The organism is Neobacillus soli NBRC 102451, from assembly GCF_001591665.1.
Taxonomy (GTDB): domain Bacteria; phylum Bacillota; class Bacilli; order Bacillales; family Cytobacillaceae; genus Neobacillus; species Neobacillus soli.
This window is the reverse complement of record NZ_BCVI01000039.1, coordinates 64899-84469: the sequence shown is the minus strand read 5'-3', so window position 1 is coordinate 84469 and position 19571 is coordinate 64899. Positions and strand designations below refer to the sequence as shown.

The window sequence follows — 19571 nt, the reverse complement described above, 5'->3', positions numbered from 1 at the left end:
CAAGACTCATGGAAACTACTATACTCTCATCCTAATACTACGTCCAACGATAAATATGGGATAACAAGGATAATTTTTCTTTATTAAGACAAAGAAACGCTGCCAACCAAAAATTAGCAGCGTTGTAATTTTTATTGCTGGTAAATTTCTAAGAATTTCTTTCTAAGCTTAGCTTTTTCTTCGTTGGATTTTCTATAATCATAATTATAGATGGCCCCTTCCCAGTCTCCATACATTGGATTTGGAAAGAGAATAAGCTTTTTGCCGAATTCTTCATTATTCCTTTCCACTGCTTGGATCCTTTCTGAAACTGATAACCCCTCAAAACCGCTGAAGTCCCCTAAGTTGTCGCCAAATAACAGGATAATGTCATGTGTCTTCGCTACTTGATTGCGACGTGTTTCCTTTCCTATTTCACCAGGCTGCTGCAGTAAAACATGTGCTGCATCTACCTGAGGCGCACCAACATTTTGTAAATTTTTCATTGTTGCCTGTTTTTGCGCTTCATTACGGTTGGATATGTAGTAAATCGCAACGCCCTTTGAATCAGCATACCGCAAAAATTCAATCGCTCCCGGCAGGGGTTTCGCGTCTCCCCGGCTAAACCACTCATTCCAATTAAACGGCCTGCCCTTACCTGATAATACATACCAGGCTTGATGCGGGCTGTTATCTAATATTGTCTCGTCAATATCGAGGACAATTGCCGGCTTTAAGCTTTTGCCCTTCGGCCTTTTTCTCAAGATGTCATCCAGTCTCATTTTTCCGAGGTAATAGCCTTGATAATATAAGCCTTTTGCCTCCCCCGATTTTTGAAACCAGAGGACAGACATTGTATTCTGTTCTGTAAAACTTTTCACCGGTTCTGCCCTTGCATTATCACAGTAAAAAGAAAACGATAAAACTGCGGCGGCCGCCAGCATAAACATTTTCCTCACAAACACTACCTCCCTTTCATTAATAATGTTAGTATGTGGAATAGTGAAAAATCCAATCTATTTATTGGAATTGTTCTTTAGGTCTCACTTATGAGTCAGAAAAAAATAAGGCCCATTTCTGGACCCCATTTTCTAACTAGCTTGTTTATCGGCAATCTCTGATGTATCTCTTTTATGATATCCTTTAATATAGTAGACAGCTATCAAAAAGGCAATAAAGAGCGGACCAATAATGATTGCAATTCTTGTATCCTGACTATAACCCATGATCCCGATAACAAAAGCCAAAAAGGCTAGTGATAAATAAGAGGAAAAAGGATAGAGCGGAAGCCTATATTTTAAGGATTTTACCTCTGCAGGTTTTAGGCTTTTACGATATTTAAGTTGTGATAAAAGAATCACTCCCCATGTCCATATCGCTCCAAAGGTTGAAATACTTGATAACCAGATAAAAACCTTTGCAGGAACAATGTAATTCAATACCACTCCAATTAATAGTACAGCAGCAGATGCGAGAACTGCTTTACCTGGGACCCCACTTTTTGTCACTTTCCCAAACTCTTGCGGCGCCTCTCCATGCTGAGCTAAATTAAATAGCATCCGTGCCGTACTGAAGATACCACTATTGCACGAAGATAAGGCTGCAGTTAGTACAACAAAATTAATAATTCCAGCCGCGCCCTTAATTCCGATTTGTTCAAACGTGATAACAAATGGGGAGCCTGTTGTCCCAATTTCTTGCCATGGGAAAATTGACATGATCACAAATAGCGCCCCGACATAAAAGATAAGAATACGCCAGAAAACTGTATCAATCGCTCTTGCAAGAGATTTTTCCGGGTTTTTAACTTCTCCAGCAGTAACTCCAATCATTTCTAAACCAAGATAAGCAAACATAACCATTTGTAAAGACAATAATACGCCTTTAATTCCATGTGGAAATAGTCCGCCGTGTTCCCATAGATTAGAAATTCCTGTAGCAATACCGCCGTTTCCAATCCCAAAGAAAATCATCCCGGCCCCAACTACAATCATTGCTAAAATTGTGACAATTTTAATGAGCGCAAACCAAAATTCTAATTCGCCATAAGCTTTTACTGCTAGGAAATTGACCGTTGCCATAATTACTAATGCCGCCAGCGCCCAAATCCAGCGTGGTATAGTTGGAAACCAATATTCCATATAGATCCCAATAGCGGTGATTTCCGCCATACATGTAACAATCCATAAAAACCAATAATTCCAGCCAGTGATAAATCCTGCCAGCGGACCTAAATAATCTCGCGCATATTTACTGAATGAACCAGCTACAGGTTTTTGAATCGCCATTTCCCCAAGCGCTCTCATAATAAAAAACATAATCAGACCTGCAACTGCATATCCCACTAAAATACCAGGACCTGCCATTTTAATTGTTGTTGCAGAACCAAGAAATAAACCAACCCCAATGCATGCCCCTAATGACATTAAGGCAATATGTCTTTCTTCTAGACCACGATGAAGTCCATCACTATGAGTGTTATTACTCATATATTAATCCCCCTTGATAAATAAGCTTCTAATTTCTTATCATCCCACTTTAAGTATTATCTTCTCTTTATTAGAATAGCATTAATATCATTCTTTTTTATAGCAGTTTTTTATCCCAACCCCTCCGCATCGGGTGATAACGCTTTCAATTTTAAGATAAATAAAATATTCACTCTTTTAAAACTTACCTGAAATTATTTTACCATTATCAATTATAAATTCTTTTGTACAAAAACATGAAATTATTTTTTTTTTTTTGTAAAATAAAACATAGACAACTTGATTCTTGCGAGACATGTAAAAGACAACTATATGTCATTCCATAATTGGAGGACCCTACTTTGAACACTAGACTTCATGATCCATTTAAAACTGCCTTTGATAGTTTAGATGAATTCGCCGACCTAATTAGTCAGGTCCTTAAGTGTCCGATTACAATTGAAGATGCAAATCACAGGCTTCTGGCCTATAGCACCCATGATGAACGCACTGACCCTGCAAGAATTTCTACCATCATTGGCCGCAGGGTGCCTGAAAAGGTTATCAATCAATTATGGAAAGAAGGAACAATTCCCGCTCTTTTAAACACGAACGAACCGATTCGGGTAAAAAGCATGAACGATATTGGCCTTAGCAATCGGGTAGCTATCTCTATTTGGAAGCAAGATGAGGTATTAGGATTTATTTGGGCAATTGAAATTGACAAGTTCCTATCAGTAGAGGATTTTAGTCTATTAAAAAAAGCAGCGGATGCCGTAAAAAATAAACTACTACAGCTTCAGACAAGGAAAAATAAAAAAGAAGAGAGTTCGCAAGAATTCTTTTGGAAACTATTAACGGGGCATCTGAAAGCAAAAGATGAAATCATCAAGCACTTCCATACCTTGCAAATCACGCCCCCCACCTCCTTTGCCATTCTTGTTTTTCAGTTCCAGGAAAACATCACTTCCAAGGAGGAGCACTATATCTCTTACCTGTTAAATACAGATCAGCGAATGAAAATCATCCTTTATACAATAGATTGTAATCAACTTATTCTGTTGGTATCAGCAACCGGCCTTGAAAATCCTTTCGATGAACTTGACCACTTTGCGAGGGTGTTTGTCTTGAAAATGAGCGAACGGTATAGAATTAAGGATATTAATCCTGTCTATAGCAGTATTTGTGAGGATTACCAAAAAACCAACAAAGCCTACGAGGAAATTTTGGAAGTTTTTTCGATTAAAGAAAAATTCCCTTTAGAGACAAAAGACATCTTCAATTATCAAAAACTAGGAATTTATCAGCTTTTTGATCTTATTTTAGAAAAAAGAAGAAACGAAGAATATGAAAATTACTCGTTAAAGAGGCTTCATGAATATGACGGGAAGCATAACAGTAATCTCGTTGAAACCTTAGAGGTCTTTTTAAATAAAGATAACAACATTAATGATGCGGCTAAGGAATTAAATGTTCATGCTAACACATTAAATTATCGACTTAAACGAATCAGCGAAATCGGGGCTGTTAATTTCAAGGACCCGAATCAAAAAATAATCCTTTACTTGGATTTAAAATTGGCTAAATACCAGGGGATTTGAACATTTTGTGAAAATCCCCAAAAAGGATGAAAATCTTTCTCCATTCTTAACAAAGAAATTCTTTGGCAATCATTCTATACTTAGCCATAGGAAAACTATTTTGAAGTTAACTGGGGAGGAATAGAATATGTTTATTGGGGTACCTAAAGAAATTAAAAATAATGAAAATCGAGTAGCGCTTACTCCAGCGGGTGTTGTTTCATTCTTAACTGCTGGCCATTCTGTATTAGTTGAAAAGGACGCTGGAATTGGAAGCGGTTTCACCAACGACGATTACGCCAAAGCCGGCGCTGAGATTATTGATAATGCTGAACAAGTGTGGACGAAAGCTGAAATGATTATGAAGGTAAAAGAACCTCTTTCCAGTGAGTACCAATACTTCCGTCCGGGATTAATTTTATTTACATATCTTCATCTCGCAGCTGAGCCCGCTTTGGCACAAGCTCTTAGAGAGAAAGGTGTCATCGCAGTTGCTTATGAAACCGTATCAGTAAACAGAACGCTTCCACTCCTTACACCAATGAGTGAGGTCGCTGGACGTATGGCGGCTCAAATTGGAGCACAGTTCTTACAAAAAAATAACGGCGGCCAAGGAATCCTGCTTGCAGGTGTACCAGGGGTTAACCGCGGCAAGGTAACCATTGTCGGCGGCGGGATTGTTGGAACAAATGCAGCTAAAATGGCCATCGGTTTAGGTGCAGATGTGACCATCATCGACTTAAGTGCTGACCGCTTACGTCAGCTCGATGACATTTTCGGAAATCAAATCAAAACGTTAATGTCTAATCCTTTCAACATCGCTGAAGCCGTTGCAGAAGCTGACCTTTTAATTGGGGCTGTACTTATTCCTGGTGCTAAAGCTCCTAAGCTTGTTAAAGAGGAAATGGTTAAGGCAATGAAGCCTGGTTCAGTGATTGTCGATGTCGCGATTGATCAAGGCGGTATTGTCGAGACAATCGACCATGTAACAACCCATGATAACCCAACATTTGTAAAGCATGGTGTTGTCCACTATTCTGTTGCAAATATGCCTGGTGCCGTTCCTAGAACTTCAACAATTGCTTTAACAAACGTCACGGTTCCATACGCATTACAAATTGCAAATAAAGGGGTTTTCAAAGCCATTTCTGAAAATGCTGCTTTATTGCTTGGCGTTAACGTTGCGAGCGGAGAAATCACTTACGAAGCAGTAGCAAAGGACCTTGGTTATGATTATGTAACTGTAGAAAAGGCATTAGAAAAAGAACTTGCTGCTATTTAATAGGAAATTGAAATCCCCTCAGAAATTTCTGAGGGGATTTTTAATGTTTATAAATACTTTCGGTGAACCCCTTTCCCGTCATAAGTGAACAGCATTTTTCTTTCTTCAATCATTGATTCAATATGAACTGGTCGGCCCCATAGCTGCTGAATATATGGCAATACTTTTTCAAGATATTTCACGTCGAGTTCGACTCCCTCATACCAATGCTTCAAGTACAACTCGCCGTTTTTCATGTAGTCACCTTCATTGACGGTGATATAAGGGAACCCGCCATTTACCCGCATATTTACTAATTGGTCGCGGATTTGCTCCCATTGCTTGTCAACGATTTTATAATCCCTTCCTTGCTTTTGGAAAAGATACATGTCTTCTCTCATCACAAGATCCTTGTTTAAATAATTACGAAGGAAAGAAATATCCGATTCTACTTCCCGCACCTCAAACATTTTTTCCCTGCCTGAGCCCGGAACTGCTCCCCTAAGCTTCATCTCTTCCGTTGGATTATTATAGCGTTCTTCTATATCTTCAAAAATCTTGATTCCTAAGTAGTATGGATTAATGCCCGTTTTCGATGGCTGCACAACTCCAGCATTCAATTTAGCGAATTCAATCGCTTCTCCGCTTGTTAAATCCATTTCCCTTAAAATTCGTTGATGCCAGTAGGATGCCCAGCCTTCGTTCATAATTTTTGTTTCAAGCTGCGGCCAGAAGTAGAGCATTTCCTCCCGCATCATTGTTAAGATATCCCGCTGCCAATCCTCCAGTTCCCTGCTATAGGTTTCGATAAATAGCAGCAAGTCCTTTTCCGGCCTGGGCGGAAATTTCTTTTTGATCGGTTGATTTGACTCTTTATTATCCTTTTTATCTAATCCCCAAAGATCATCGTAAGGCGTGACAATATGGTGTTCCTGATCCTCATCTTCCTCATCGTCCCCAATCGACCAAGATAGGTTTGGTCTCATCAGCGAGGGGTCAATATGTTCATCTATAGCCAACACTGCATCAAGAAAGGTTTCTACTTCCTTTTTTCCATATTTGATTTCATATTGGTGAATTCTTTCAGCTGTAGCTGCCATACTTTCGACCATATCCCGCTTTGTATTTTGAAAGCGAACATTATTTTTAAAAAAGTCACAATGAGCTAAAACGTGAGCGACAATAAGTTTATTTTGAATAAGCGAGTTAGAATCAAGCAAAAAGGCATAGCAAGGATTTGAATTAATAACTAGTTCATAGATTTTACTAAGTCCTAAATCATAATGAAGCTTCATCTTATGAAATTGCTTACCGAAGCTCCAATGCGAAAATCGGGTCGGCATTCCATAAGCTCCAAATGTATAAATGATTTCAGCAGGACAGATTTCATAACGCATCGGATAAAAATCTAAGCCAAAGCCTGTTGCTATTTCAGTAATCTCACTGATGGCGTATTCAAGTTGCTTGCGACCTTCCACATCCATTAGCCACTCCCCCTTTTCCTCTTACCACAATGTATGAAGTAAAAAGGGGAATGATGAAACAAGATAGAGAAACTACTACTATTTTTCCCTTTGCTCCATGAGGTATGACTAGCGCGGGATTTTTTTCGCTTCGGCTGCAAGTTTAAGGCCCACATAGCGATTCCGTTTCCATTCCTCTTTAAAGACAGATAGAGGCGGATTCGTTTCATCGACTAGAAAACTGATTTCAATCGTTAATGCCGGGCGGTGATAGGTGGTGATAAACCAATCAGTGAAGCCGCCGCCAACAGAGTCTTTCGCCGGCTTTGCTAATTTATAGCTGGTCAATCGAGCTATTTTCTTTGCAATCCGCTTATCGCGCTTTAACTGATTTCCATTTTTAAAGTTCCAAAATATTTCCCTTCCTGCTGTATGATAAGCGACTGCAATCGAAGGGTTTATTTCTCTTATAAAGTTAGTTAAAGCCTTGACCTCCTTTGCTTCAAGGGGCTCCTTTCCTTTATAAAATTTATAATATGGCGCTGAAGGGTCTTTATCTAAAGCTTCCCAGCCCGCAGGATACTGTCTATTAAGGTCGATTCCCATGCCATTTGCTTTCCATCTTTTAAAATTGCGTGAGCATTCATTCATTAATATCAATCGTTCTTGATGTTCGGGCGGAAACATCTTTAGATTATTTTGTTGGATAGCGGCGCCGTCTGGATTTAGCATCGGCACAAACCAAATCGATACTTCATTTAAAATATTCGTTGACCTTGTTCCAAACTTCTCTCTTTCTTGAAAGGCATCAGCATACGTCTCAAGCATTTTCATTAAAAGCATACTTGTCAGCCATTCTCGCCCATGATGTGTGCCAATTAAAATGATATTGGTTTCACCTTGCCCTAGCTTCGCAGCCCAAATAGGTTGACCAAAGTGAGTTGATCCAATTGATTTCACTTCAATTTGTTCTTTGTACTTTTCCCGAATTTCCTCAAGGTCGTTTTCTAGCCGTACAAAAGAATAAGGTTTATTTACTTTAACTATTTTGGCCTGTGCAGTGGAAGTAAATGAAAAGAAGATAATAAGAAGAATAAATAAGAATTTAGCCATAAAATCCCCCTTTGCGCACCAAAGTATACAGGTAAATGTTGATAATGCCACTAACATTGAGTGTCCAACATTTTCTGTGAAAGTTATCTTCAAAATGTCATACAATAATCTCAACTCCTAATAAGGAGGAGATAAAAACAAATGAATAAAATGGATTACGACCGAGCGTTATACTACACACATCGATCCGAATGGGATAATTTGCTGATTTTAATGGTACGAACAAAAGACCAATTTTTATCGAAACGAATTGAACAATTCCTGCATGCTTATAATTTTGAACGTGACTACACTGTGATTGAAACGAAACTATATAACCTTCTTCGTTACATCGACCATGCTAACGAAACTGCAGAACCTGATTCAGATGGGATACCGATGTATAGTCTTTCCTGAAAAACCAAGTGGATACTATTTTTTTTGAGGAACCTTTTAACAACCGGACCAAAGAATTCCACCAAAAAAACACGGCTTCCTGAATCGGAAGCCGTGTTTCAATAGGTTTATTTAATCTTACGCTATAGGATATTGTTGAGCGAAGGGGTGTAAGACAATTTCATCAATTAACATATGTTTTGGTGCAGAGGCCATGTAAACAACAGCATTTGCGACGTCCTCCACCTTAAGCCAATCTGTTTTCTCCGGCAAGCCTTGGGTTGAATCGGCAAAATACGTATCCACCATTCCCGGATTGATGGTTCCTACCCTAATTCCGTATTCGCGTACTTCTTGAGCAACTGACCCTGAAAATCCTTGGACCGCATATTTTGAAGCTGTGTATGCCGCTCCATTTGGAATGGTATAGCGGGCAACGTCAGATGAAATGGTAATAATCGTCCCCGATTTTTGATCCTTCATATGTGGGAGAACCGCCTTCGTAGCTAAAAAAACACCCTGGACATTGACCTCAAATACCTTTTTCCACTCGTCAACGGTTACTTCCTCCGTTTGTTTGAAGAAGCCAACACCTGCATTGTTAACGAGCAGGTTTACTGAGCCATAGGCTTCAATGGTTTTCCTAACAACTTCCTCCATGTCTTCTTCTTTTGAAACATCCGCCTGAACAGGGAGGATATTTTCATAACCCATTTTCTTTAAATCTGCAGCAGTTTCGGATACTTGTGAGGAACTGCCAACGATAGCTAATTTCATTCCTTGTTCTGCCAGTTTTGTGGCTATTTCCTTACCTATTCCTCTAGAAGCACCGGTGACAATCGCGATTTGATCTTTAAGCATAATTTTTTCTTCCTTTCATGATGAAATGACTAGCTGTTTTAACTTACTTAAAATTCTCGAACCATTTTTACTTTTTTATCGACTAGATCCATAAAATCCTTCTCAATTGCTGCTAATTTTCTTTTGCTTTCCTCCAGAGTCAGACTATTTACGCCAAAGTAAAATTTCACTTTAGGTTCTGTTCCTGATGGTCGTAAACAAACCCACGAACCATCTTCAAAGGTATATTTTAAAACATTTGATTTTGGTAACTCAATTTTCTCTTCTTTATTATTTGTTACAATAATGCTTGTTAAATAATCTTCCGTGGTTGAAACTTCCAAAGAACCAAGCTTTGTAATTGGCGCGGCACGAAATGATGCTAGTAATCGCTGAATCATTTCTGCCCCATCTTTTCCTTTTAAGGTTAAGGAACGGAGGCCCTCTTGGTAATATCCATACTTTTCAAATACTTGCATTAACCCTTCATAGAGGGACAGGCTTTGTTTTTTATAAAAAGCCGCAACTTCTGTCGCCAATAGGGCTGCTTGAACAGCATCCTTATCGCGGGCAAAGTCACCGATCAAATAGCCGTAGGACTCCTCATAACCGAATAAGAATTTACGATCACCTGCTGCTTCATATTCATTAATCTTTTCAGCAATAAACTTAAATCCTGTTAAGACATCAACTGTTTCTAGGTGATATGCATGAGCAATCTTTCTTCCTATTTCAGAGGTAACGATTGTTTTTAAAACAACCCCATTTTGCGCAAGAATTCCTTTTTCTTTTTTCTGCGAAAGAATGTAATCAAGTAGTAAAGCACCCGTTTGGTTGCCTGTCAGGACAACATATTCGCCCTCTGGATTAAGAACGGCGATACCTAAGCGGTCCGCATCTGGGTCAGTAGCAATTAACAGGTCTGCGCCCACCCTTTTTCCATCACGAATCGCTAATTCAAAGGCAGCATGTTCTTCTGGGTTTGGACTCTTAACTGTTGAAAACTCCGGATCTGGCAGTTCCTGTTCCTTCACGACCGTAACATTTTTATAACCTAACGCGGCAAGGGCAGCACGTACTGGCTTATTCGCTGTTCCATGTAAAGGTGTAAAAACAATTTTCAGATCCGTTTCGTTTGCAAGGCCAGGATTTTCTGAAATCGTTTTTAATTTTTCAATATAAGCCTCATCAATTTCAGAACCGATCGTTTTAATTAACCCTGCTGCTTTTAAATTTTCTTCACAATCGACCTCTATTAATAATTCGTTCGCAATTTCATTTACCTTAGCAATAACCTGATCTGCTGCTTCAGGTGGCAGCTGGCCGCCATCAGAACCATAAACCTTGTAGCCGTTATATTCTGGTGGGTTATGACTTGCCGTAATGACAATTCCTGAAAAAGCTTGTAAGTATCTTAAGGCAAACGATAACTCAGGTGTGGGCCGTAATTCATTAAATACATATGTCTGAATACCTTTTGATGCAAGTGCTTTAGCAGCCTCCATCGCGAATTCCGGCGATTTGTGACGAGAATCAAAGGCAATGACAACGCCGCGATCTTTAGCCTCTTTACCATGTTCCTCTATGTATGCAGCAAGACCCGCAGAAGCCTTGCGGACTGTATAGATATTCATTCGGTTTGTACCAGCCCCTATTTCACCACGCATACCGCCGGTACCGAATTCTAAATTTTTATAAAAGGCCTCTTCAAGCTGTTTTTCATCCGTTTTTAAGTCCGCTAGTTGATTTTGTAATTCCGTATCCAGTCCTTCATATTCCATCCAACTCTTTACAGTTTCTTTCCAATTCATTTGTTACCCTCCAATTTATGTCTACTGTATATTGTTTCTAAGTTCAAGGCCGTTACTCCTCTAAAAGGCACATGAAATTAGCCGACAATTTTCGCAGTTAATCATGGTAAACTTTTTCTATTTCCCCTCTCTATATTACCTTAAATTCTCCAAATAAGTGAATGAAAAAAACAAGCCTGCTTCAAAAGCAGGCTTGTTTCCCTCACCCCTATACAAGTAATTCATTATCCGCTTTTGAATAAATACTTAGCATGTTGATTTTCATACTTTTTACCTCTACAAACTGATCATATTCAAATGGGAAAAACAATCCAAATTCCAGCAGATTATCAACATTTTTATTAAATAGGGTTGAATACTGTTCATCCAGTTGTGAGAATTCAAGAATTGAGATCAATGTTTGAATACACGTCATTACCTGAAAGGCATCTTTTAAGGTGTTAAAATCTTTAGAAGGATGCAAAACCTTTAACTGCTGAAACTGACAAATTTCCTCATCCGTAAAATAGAGAGGAAAAATATTGGAATAAAAATACCTTACAAGCCCATTTATTTCTTCTTCTTGACTTGGTGTTGGGGCAAACACAATTTTCACTTATAACCCACCTTTGCCATCGCTTATTTCTGTCGTATTATATAGGATAAGAATAACATAATTAAATATGAAAATACGGTGGTAATTATAACCGTTTTGATGAAGAAGGAGAATTTATGCTAAAAACAATACGAATGGGTGAATGGTTTCAAATCGTTGTTCCATTGGCATGGGAAGGCAAAACGCTTGAGCAGATATTTCGCCTTGTATGGGAAGCACCTAAAAAATTAACTCATAGTTTCCGAATGGAGGATAAGGTTTTATTAAATGGGGATCGTGCCAATTGGAATATACCGCTGGCAGAAGGTGCTAAACTCCAGTTCAAATTATTTCAGGAAGAGGAATTACATATCATACCTAATTATATGGAGGTTGATATTCTTTATGAGGATGACCATGTTATGGTTGTTAATAAACCGCCATTTATCACCACCCATCCAAACGACCCTGAAGCGGATACAACGTCACTTGTTAACGCTCTGCAATATTATCTGCAATCAAGCGGGGAATTAAGGAACATCCGGCAAATCCATCGACTTGATCGGGATACTTCAGGTGCAATCCTATTCGCTAAGCATGTATTAGCTGGTGCAATATTTGACAGAATGCTCGTAAAACGGGAAATCAAAAGAACGTATCTTGCATTGGTCCATGGACTTCTTCAGCCAAAAAAGGGAATAATTAATGCGCCAATCGGACGGGATCGACATCATCCAACGAAAAGAAGGGTATCTCCTTCTGGACAGGATGCAATAACACATTTTACCGTGTTAAAAGAGGATAAAAACAACCGACAATCGATTGTAAAATGCTGGCTTGATACAGGGAGAACACATCAAATCAGGGTTCATTTAAGCCACATAGGGCACCCGCTAGCAGGGGATATTTTGTATGGAGGAGAACCAGTAGTAAACAGACAAGCCCTTCACGCCGCTAAACTTGAATTTAACCACCCATTTTCTTATGAAAAGATTGAATGTTATGCACCATTTACAGATAAACCGGTTATTTTTAAAAATATAGATATTAATTTGATTTAAATAGCAAAAAATGCTGCTAACAATGAAAAAGCCTCCCGTATAGGAGGCTTTTTCATTTGGCAAGATAATTGTTCGTTTATTTATCAGCTTTTCTAAAGGCTCGCATAATGAAGCTTAGCAGAAGTGCTAGGACTGCCGCCCCAATGATGGCAGGTATTATTGCGAAATTGGCTACATGCGGTCCCCAATTTCCTAAAACCATTGTCCCCAGCCATGCCCCCACAAATCCAGCAATGATATTACCAATAATGCCGCCCGGTACATCTCTTCCTACGATAAGGCCTGCTAACCAACCAATAATCCCACCAATAATTAATGTCCAAATGAAACTCATTTAGAACACTCCTTTTTAGTATTCATTATTTTACTACTTTTTCAGGCAGTATTGGAAAAGTTACTCGTTTTTCGTGCTACCTGTACCTTTAAAATACCCTAATTTCTTTTTTATACTCATTAATGAATAAAATTCCTGTCTTTTTCCCAAAGATGCTTTTTGGTTCTTCATAAATAAAAAAATACATAATTAGGGGAATTTAGGCAAAGGTTAAAAAAGACCTTTAAATTCAAATAAAATATTCAAAACATTCTAATGTTAAGTTTTTGTAAATTACATAAAATTTGTTTCTTTTTTCGACATTTTTCAGATAAAATAATTTGGTTAGTGTACAACTTTTTCTAAAGAAATTGGGGGTAATCGCATGGCATTCAAAAAAATTGACAAGTTTTCAGCATTGCTTAGTAATATTTCCGCAAATTTAAAAGATAGTTCAAATTACTTTACAGATTACAAATTAAAAAATATTAGTGATTTGAAAATTTTTTCGGAGAAAATGAAGGAGTATGAAACCAAGGGAGACACCTACGTTCATGAAGTAATTAAAGAACTAAACGACGCCTTTATTACTCCTATTGAACGTGAGGATATATTGCTCCTTGCCATGAGCATGGATGACGTCCTAGATGGCCTTGAAGGATGTGCAGCGTTATTCGAAATGTATTCGATTACGCAAGCAGATGATTTTATGAAAAAGTTTGTTGATGCTATTCAAAGCAGTGTACAAGAAATTGACAAGGCCGTTGAACTGCTTTCCAATAAAAAGTTGCCGCAAATAAGGGAGCATGCCATAAAAATAAAAGATTACGAATCAAACTGTGATAACATTTTACGCCAGTCGATTAAAAATTTATTTACAGTTGAAAAAGATCCCATCCGAATTATTCAATATAAGGAAATTTACGAAAACCTTGAGGATATTGCTGACTACTGTCAGACCGTTGCTAATACCCTTGAAACCATTATCATGAAAAATGCATAAGGAGCAAAAATATGAGTCTTATATTCATACTAACGATATTAATCGTCATTTGTGCCCTTGCATTTGACTTTATTAATGGTTTCCATGATACAGCAAATGCAATCGCAACATCTGTTTCGACAAAGGCACTAAAACCTCGCCAGGCCATTTTATTAGCGGCAATCATGAATTTTGTTGGTGCGATGACATTTACGGGTGTGGCAAAAACCATCTCAAAGGATATCGTCAATCCATTCGATCTTACGAACGGCTCTATTGTCATTCTTGCGGCGTTAATTGCAGCGATTCTATGGAATTTAATCACTTGGTATTATGGAATTCCGAGTAGTTCTTCACATGCACTAATCGGCTCCATCGCTGGCGCGGCCGTTGCAGCCCAAGGCCTAGGAGTCCTGAACTATAGTGGGTTTATTAAAATTCTTGAAGCACTTATCTTTTCACCAATTTTAGCTTTTGTTGTAGGTTACATTATTTATAGTATTTTTAAAGTGGCTTTTAAAAACTTCAATTTAACTAAAACGAATCGAAACTTTCGTTATATACAAATTGCAACTGCTGCATTGCAATCTTACTCGCATGGAACAAACGATGCCCAGAAATCAATGGGTATTATCACAATGGCCCTAATTGCCAATCAATATCTTCCCAAAAATGCAGATGTTCCACTTTGGGTTCAAGTCTCCTGCGCTATTGCTATGGGTCTTGGTACCTCGATTGGCGGCTGGAAGATTATTAAAACGGTCGGCGGAAAAATCATGAAGATCCGCCCGATTAACGGGGTTGCAGCGGATTTAACTGGTGCGGGAATTATTTTTGGTGCAAGTTTAATCCATCTGCCGGTAAGTACGACACATGTTATTTCATCTGGAATACTAGGAGTAGGATCGGCGCACCGTCTTAAAGGGGTTAAATGGGATACAGCCCAACGGATGCTGATTACCTGGGTGATTACCCTACCAATTACAGCCCTATTAGCAGGAATATTTTACTTTATTCTGAATTTGATTTTTTAAATTCATGGAGTATTCATTGATTGAAAGCTAGAATTACCAACGAAAAAAGCCGGCACAGAGCCGGCTTTTTTCGTTATTCGGTCATTCGAAACGTTTCCTCGATTATTTCATAAGATGTTTTCAAACGTTCATAAAAGGCCGGCTGATTCCATTCGTCCCATTTATATAAATAAGCGTCCTTCAGCTGTATCATCCCGTTAACTACCTGCGGGAATGTTTGATTTAATGTACCCTCTTCTGCCATCGCAGCTGCAACAATAATTCCATTTGTATTCATCTTAGCCGTTAGACCACTTTCCCATATATCACCCATGACTTCTTTTTGACTAGGGTCCGTAAAATTTAAGAGCTGCCACGGGATCCTTCCCTCAATAATTCTTTTATCGCTACTAATACTTACATCTGTTAACGAATCAAAGTTTTTATCGTTTGGATTTCCATCCCCAAACCTTAGTACCCCTGTTTCGTAAGCTTGAAATGGGATGACCTTCTTAGTTGAGGGAATGGTCAATTCTTTGTTAAGAGCCAAACGGATTGGATGAAATACACCATTATTTTTCTTACTAGCATATGGCTCTTCCTTAATCATATGTAAGAGTTTAGCATACTGGTAATAGAACGTATCATAATAACTATCGACGATAATCCTTGAATCCTTAGGACCAGTTAGTTTAATTAAAAAATCAACTCCAAAATCCGTGTTCACCTTCATCTTGTCAGTCAGAGGTATATTGGTTTGCCCTTGGTTTCCAATCGTGTCAAAAAATAAATAAGCTGCTTGCTTTTGAAAGTCAACAGGACGATTATATTTAAGCAGGAAATATAGGTATCCGCTATCAGATGATATCCGTACCTCCCGTAATGGTTCCTTTTTACCAGTTGAATGATAACTAGTTTTCACACCCGCTATATCCCAATCCTTGTCCACACCATCAACAAAAATTCCAGTTTCCTTATTACTAGATTCAAAACCAAGTAAGCCAAAGTGCTGTTCATTTGTTTGCTGGTTATTCCAATACGGCCGTCGATCTGGATTGTCATAATCCATTGTATTCCATGTCCGTTTAAACCACTCATCCTGCCAGGTGAATACAAGTCCGCCCGCATAACCTTCCGAGACAATGGATTGAAATAGCCGTTTATCGATCTTTCCTTGATCTTTTTCTGAATGAAATCCTTGGTTCATTCCTTCCACATTCTTATGGGTCAAACCCCTTGAGGCGGGAACGCCGAATTCAGCCACGAGAACCGGCATTTGATGTGCACTCAGCAGCTCATGTAAATAGCCGGCATAATTATTTTTCATTCCGCTTGGATCCATATAGTTAACATATGACTCCTCATAGTTAAGGAAATCAGGATAGTAGGGATATATGTGATACGAAGCAAATAGCCCTGCATGAAAATGTTCCGACGCTTTAATATGATTGGGATCAATGGAAACCATGTCTTCTTTCTCCAGTGGTTCAGTTGGGTGATTCAACATATCAGTCGTAACCCAGTTTGTAAAACTCAGTGAATGCTGCCATTGGTACTGTTTCGATTCATAATCCGCAGCATAATCCATTAACTTCGCCAGCCAGATTTCAAAGGCGTTAGCAGCTTTCGTTTTGAAATATACCCCTGCAAATTGACTGATATGTGAGTGCAATCCATTCGTGTTTGTTACCATTAATGGGTCCCACTCTGTGCCAACAATCATTCCAAGCACGTATTTCGAAATATCGTATTTATAAACACCAGCGGCATGCCCGGGGCGCTTCGAAAGTTTGGCATTTCCATGAATAATATCAATCATATTTTTAATTTCTAACCTGGCATCCTCCTGATTGACTTTGGCAAAAGCATCTTGAGTATGAAGAAGATTCTCCTCATTCACCCACGTCCCGTGGAATAGGTATAAAGGACTTTTCGCTATTTGGTTGTATTCATAAAAAGCCTCATAAAACTGGGGCGGGTGAAGTGTGTAAATTCTGATGGCGTTAGCATTCATTGAACCAATTTCTTTAAACCAACGAAAGTATTCTTCTTTTGTAATCGCCGTCTCACCAGGGAAAAAGCCCGGTTTCCCTATCCCCATATTAACGCCCTTAATCAAAAAGTTTTTCCATTTCCCCTCTTTTTGAATTTGGATATAGGATTCCCCTGTTCGGCTGTTCGTTTTGAGACCATCACGCTCAACCAATTCCACTTGTTCTTGTTTATTCACATGCCTCAAACCAGTTTTTAAGATATCCTTCATCATTGGCACGTATATTTCCCAATAAAAAGACCCTTTTGCTCCAACATTCCTTTTCCAAGCATCAAAGCCCTTTGTTTGATAAATCTCAGGAACCTCCGATTCATCTGCATAATCACCTGAAAAATAATAAGAAGAATATTTAGCGTTTTGGTGATAAATAACTGCGGGAAATTCAGCAGGGATCCCATAGCCTTTAAGGTCTTTCTTCGTTTTCTCAGAAACCGGGAGCTTATAGGATGCCAAAATTTCATTTTTATCTTTTGCATCAATAATATCAAACCAATACCGATACTTCCCATGAATTTCACGGGTAAAGTGTTTCTTTCCCCTATCTGTTAATTGAAAAAGGAGCCCTTTTTCATTAATCTCCTTTTTTCCAATGACAACAACATAATTATTTTTACTGACAAAAACGAATCCCTCGCCGGTAAGGGACCATTTCTTGTATTGCTTCTGATAATTCTCCTTTACCCATTCTGGTACCTCCGTACTTCCCAGGTCTGGAAAATACCGTCCAATCCAGCCTGACCATTCAACATTAAGCAAATTAGAGATTTTCTCCTTTGCTGTTTCTGTTGTAGGGCTTGCAAACGTATTAAATTCGGCAATTAATGTTTTCCCATTGGAGTGTAGAAGCTCCTTTTCAATTTGATTCACTTCACTGGATTTAAGCCCGCCATAAATTTTTGCAGAACGCTGTCCCGAAAGATTCTGTCCGTAAAAGTCCTTTTTATATACTCCATATTGGTCTGTTAAATAGAATACATCATAGCTTTTTAAATCTTTTGGCATAGGAACAATCGTATATTTCGCTCCTGTTTTTGGTACAAATCCTTTATAATCATTGTTTGCAGAATATGGTTTTAGTCCATTTTTAAAGTATTTAGCATTGTTTAATATCCATACCAGCCCTTTATGTTCCCGGTAGGATGAATTTGGCACGGTTTTGTCAACAATTAACACGTTTAAGTCCTTAGCAGGCTGGATTTTCCATAACCAAAAAGGGCTCGTCAAAAATAGAATTAAAAAAATTGCATAGATAATTAAGTGGGTTTGTTTTTTCATTCTAAAACACCTTTTCTTTTCATTTCCCCCCAGCTTTTGTCCCCTCTAAGCATCTGCCATACCCCTTCACAGCGCCAAAAGACGGTCAAAGGCCTATACCATATGGTTTCTGTTAAAGAATATAGAAATAGCTTGATGATATCAGATACCTTTGGATACTTTGTCAAACTCCACTCTTCTAAAAGAACAGCAGCCATTGAAAAAATCGACCCATATAAACAAGAAAGAAAAAATAATAAAATAGCAAATTCAATATAGATTCCTCCAAGGAATAAACCAAGAATCATAAATATATAGCCGCTTAGTTCAATCATTGGTCCAAAAAACTCAACAATCCAAAAGTAAGGAAAAGCTAGAAGGCCAATCGATCCGTATTTTGGGTTTAAGGTTATTTTCCTATGAATCCATAGGCTTTCAAATAAACCTCGATGCCAGCGTCTTCTCTGTCTGCGTAAAGTGGTGATGTCCTCTGGGACCTCTGTCCAGCAAACAGGATCCTGGACATAAACAATTTTCTTCCTTTGACCCTTTTCTTTTAACAGCCGGTGCATTCTCACGACTAATTCCATATCTTCCCCGACCGTATCCGTTCGATAACCGCCTGCTTCAATAACCCAGCTTTTTGAAAAAACACCAAAAGCACCAGAAATAATCAGCAGGAGATTATGCCTGCTTAAACCAATTCTCCCCATCAAAAAGGCACGTAAATACTCAATGATTTGCATGACAACTAACGGCTTGTCAGATAGGCCGATGTTTTGAATCTGTCCATTTTGAATTTGGCAGCCATTTGCTATTCGTACACTTCCTCCGGAGGCAATCACATCTCCATTAGAATCAATGATCGGTTTCATCACTTTTAACAAGGCATCCTGTTCAAGTACAGAATCACCATCAAGTGAACAAAAATATGGATATTGGGAAAAATTAAGTCCGACGTTAAGAGCATCTGCCTTCCCGCCATTCACTTTGTCGACAAGAAAAAGATGCGCAAAAATGGCCGATTGATAAATCTTTGAAATCGGCTTCGAGTTTACTTGCTTTCTAACTACTCTTTTTATTTCTTTCATATCATAGTGATCAATCATTTTTTTCAGTGTATGGTCAGTTGAGCCATCATTGACAACAATGATTTCATATGTAGGATAATTCACACTTAATAATGAGCGGACACTGTGGACAATTCCAGCTTCTTCATTATAAGCCGGAACGATAATTGAAATCGGTTTTGTATAGATTTCATCCAAATAATCCTCGTACGCCAGAACCCTGTCGAGCTTGTATTCTTTCCGAAGTTGAAACATCGAAATAACCAAAATAACTGAATAAAAAAAAATGACAATCACCATATAAACAGCGATTCCCCAAGCAAAAGTGGTAACGATGTCATCCCACTGAATAATCAGCATA

The 19571-nt window shown here is 38.5% G+C and carries 16 protein-coding genes; 6 read left to right on the top strand and 10 right to left on the bottom strand.

The window, feature by feature from the left end; translation table 11 throughout:
- Positions 1 to 131: 131 nt before the first annotated feature.
- On the bottom strand, positions 132 to 929 hold the full coding sequence (locus tag BSO02S_RS13955) for a 5'-nucleotidase, lipoprotein e(P4) family (RefSeq protein ID WP_084375031.1): 798 nt from the start codon (positions 927 to 929) through the stop codon (positions 132 to 134).
- Between the two features lie 141 nt (positions 930 to 1070).
- Positions 1071 to 2468 (bottom strand): amino acid permease, encoded by a 1398-nt coding sequence (locus BSO02S_RS13950; protein WP_066068211.1) that lies wholly within the window; start codon positions 2466 to 2468, stop codon positions 1071 to 1073.
- A 341-nt stretch (positions 2469 to 2809) separates the two neighbouring features.
- Between BSO02S_RS13950 and BSO02S_RS13945 the strand changes: the two genes are divergently transcribed.
- Entirely contained in the window at positions 2810 to 4048 is a 1239-nt protein-coding gene (locus BSO02S_RS13945) for a PucR family transcriptional regulator (protein WP_066068208.1), read from the top strand.
- A 127-nt stretch (positions 4049 to 4175) separates the two neighbouring features.
- The gene (gene ald, locus BSO02S_RS13940) at positions 4176 to 5309 is read left to right on the top strand and encodes an alanine dehydrogenase (RefSeq protein WP_066068205.1); all 1134 of its coding nucleotides are present in this window, start codon (positions 4176 to 4178) and stop codon (positions 5307 to 5309) included.
- Between the two features lie 47 nt (positions 5310 to 5356).
- On the opposite strand, the gene BSO02S_RS13935 is transcribed toward ald, so the two are convergent.
- Together BSO02S_RS13935 and BSO02S_RS13930 are read right to left on the bottom strand one after the other, a co-directional pair.
- Positions 5357 to 6772: a SpoVR family protein gene (locus tag BSO02S_RS13935; protein ID WP_066068201.1), complete on the bottom strand. Its 1416-nt coding sequence runs from the start codon at positions 6770 to 6772 to the stop codon at positions 5357 to 5359.
- Between the two features lie 108 nt (positions 6773 to 6880).
- Positions 6881 to 7864, bottom strand: coding sequence for a M14 family zinc carboxypeptidase (locus BSO02S_RS13930; RefSeq protein ID WP_066068198.1), 984 nt, complete (start codon positions 7862 to 7864; stop codon positions 6881 to 6883).
- 141 nt (positions 7865 to 8005) lie between these two features.
- Here BSO02S_RS13930 and BSO02S_RS13925 point away from each other — a divergent pair, with 141 nt between their 5' ends.
- Positions 8006 to 8260 (top strand): YhdB family protein, encoded by a 255-nt coding sequence (locus BSO02S_RS13925; protein ID WP_066068191.1) that lies wholly within the window; start codon positions 8006 to 8008, stop codon positions 8258 to 8260.
- A 117-nt stretch (positions 8261 to 8377) separates the two neighbouring features.
- On the opposite strand, the gene BSO02S_RS13920 is transcribed toward BSO02S_RS13925, so the two are convergent.
- The 3 genes from BSO02S_RS13920 to BSO02S_RS13910 form a co-directional block, all read right to left on the bottom strand.
- Positions 8378 to 9100, bottom strand: coding sequence for an SDR family oxidoreductase (locus tag BSO02S_RS13920; protein ID WP_066068188.1), 723 nt, complete (start codon positions 9098 to 9100; stop codon positions 8378 to 8380).
- Positions 9101 to 9147: 47 nt separating this feature from the next.
- Positions 9148 to 10890 carry a phospho-sugar mutase gene (locus BSO02S_RS13915; protein WP_066068185.1) on the bottom strand — a complete coding sequence of 581 codons (1743 nt, stop codon included), beginning with the start codon at positions 10888 to 10890 and terminating at the stop codon, positions 9148 to 9150.
- A gap of 208 nt (positions 10891 to 11098) precedes the next feature.
- On the bottom strand, positions 11099 to 11485 hold the full coding sequence (locus BSO02S_RS13910) for a YhcU family protein (RefSeq protein ID WP_066068181.1): 387 nt from the start codon (positions 11483 to 11485) through the stop codon (positions 11099 to 11101).
- 116 nt (positions 11486 to 11601) lie between these two features.
- Between BSO02S_RS13910 and BSO02S_RS13905 the strand changes: the two genes are divergently transcribed.
- On the top strand, positions 11602 to 12525 hold the full coding sequence (locus BSO02S_RS13905; protein ID WP_066068177.1) for an RluA family pseudouridine synthase: 924 nt from the start codon (positions 11602 to 11604) through the stop codon (positions 12523 to 12525).
- 76 nt (positions 12526 to 12601) lie between these two features.
- Here the strand turns inward: BSO02S_RS13905 and BSO02S_RS13900 are convergent, their stop codons facing one another.
- Complete coding sequence (locus BSO02S_RS13900; RefSeq protein ID WP_066068174.1) at positions 12602 to 12859, bottom strand: GlsB/YeaQ/YmgE family stress response membrane protein; 258 nt, start codon at positions 12857 to 12859, stop codon at positions 12602 to 12604.
- Between the two features lie 364 nt (positions 12860 to 13223).
- Here BSO02S_RS13900 and BSO02S_RS13895 point away from each other — a divergent pair, with 364 nt between their 5' ends.
- Both BSO02S_RS13895 and BSO02S_RS13890 read left to right on the top strand, forming a co-directional pair.
- On the top strand, positions 13224 to 13841 hold the full coding sequence (locus tag BSO02S_RS13895; protein WP_066068172.1) for a DUF47 domain-containing protein: 618 nt from the start codon (positions 13224 to 13226) through the stop codon (positions 13839 to 13841).
- Between the two features lie 11 nt (positions 13842 to 13852).
- Positions 13853 to 14854, top strand: a complete 1002-nt coding sequence (locus tag BSO02S_RS13890) for an inorganic phosphate transporter (protein WP_066068169.1) — start codon at positions 13853 to 13855, stop codon at positions 14852 to 14854.
- Between the two features lie 73 nt (positions 14855 to 14927).
- Here BSO02S_RS13890 and BSO02S_RS13885 read toward each other — a convergent pair whose 3' ends face one another.
- Positions 14928 to 18161 carry a hypothetical protein gene (locus BSO02S_RS13885; RefSeq protein ID WP_066068167.1) on the bottom strand — a complete coding sequence of 1078 codons (3234 nt, stop codon included), beginning with the start codon at positions 18159 to 18161 and terminating at the stop codon, positions 14928 to 14930.
- Positions 18158 to 19570 (bottom strand): glycosyltransferase family 2 protein, encoded by a 1413-nt coding sequence (locus BSO02S_RS13880; RefSeq protein ID WP_066068164.1) that lies wholly within the window; start codon positions 19568 to 19570, stop codon positions 18158 to 18160. Before BSO02S_RS13880 ends, BSO02S_RS13885 begins: the two co-directional genes overlap by 4 nt.
- Position 19571 lies beyond the last annotated feature (1 nt).

Bases quoted from the DNA above. Each gene is read 5' to 3' on its own strand.
- BSO02S_RS13955 (WP_084375031.1), bottom strand. From the start codon at position 929: ATGTTTATGCTGGCGGCCGCCGCAGTTTTATCGTTTTCTTTTTACTGT.
- BSO02S_RS13950 (WP_066068211.1), bottom strand. From the start codon at position 2,468: ATGAGTAATAACACTCATAGTGATGGACTTCATCGTGGTCTAGAAGAA.
- ald (WP_066068205.1), top strand. From the start codon at position 4,176: ATGTTTATTGGGGTACCTAAAGAAATTAAAAATAATGAAAATCGAGTA.
- BSO02S_RS13935 (WP_066068201.1), bottom strand. From the start codon at position 6,772: ATGGATGTGGAAGGTCGCAAGCAACTTGAATACGCCATCAGTGAGATT.
- BSO02S_RS13930 (WP_066068198.1), bottom strand. From the start codon at position 7,864: ATGGCTAAATTCTTATTTATTCTTCTTATTATCTTCTTTTCATTTACT.
- BSO02S_RS13925 (WP_066068191.1), top strand. From the start codon at position 8,006: ATGAATAAAATGGATTACGACCGAGCGTTATACTACACACATCGATCC.
- BSO02S_RS13920 (WP_066068188.1), bottom strand. From the start codon at position 9,100: ATGCTTAAAGATCAAATCGCGATTGTCACCGGTGCTTCTAGAGGAATA.
- BSO02S_RS13915 (WP_066068185.1), bottom strand. From the start codon at position 10,890: ATGAATTGGAAAGAAACTGTAAAGAGTTGGATGGAATATGAAGGACTG.
- BSO02S_RS13905 (WP_066068177.1), top strand. From the start codon at position 11,602: ATGCTAAAAACAATACGAATGGGTGAATGGTTTCAAATCGTTGTTCCA.
- BSO02S_RS13900 (WP_066068174.1), bottom strand. From the start codon at position 12,859: ATGAGTTTCATTTGGACATTAATTATTGGTGGGATTATTGGTTGGTTA.
- BSO02S_RS13895 (WP_066068172.1), top strand. From the start codon at position 13,224: ATGGCATTCAAAAAAATTGACAAGTTTTCAGCATTGCTTAGTAATATT.
- BSO02S_RS13890 (WP_066068169.1), top strand. From the start codon at position 13,853: ATGAGTCTTATATTCATACTAACGATATTAATCGTCATTTGTGCCCTT.
- BSO02S_RS13885 (WP_066068167.1), bottom strand. From the start codon at position 18,161: ATGAAAAAACAAACCCACTTAATTATCTATGCAATTTTTTTAATTCTA.
- BSO02S_RS13880 (WP_066068164.1), bottom strand. From the start codon at position 19,570: ATGCTGATTATTCAGTGGGATGACATCGTTACCACTTTTGCTTGGGGA.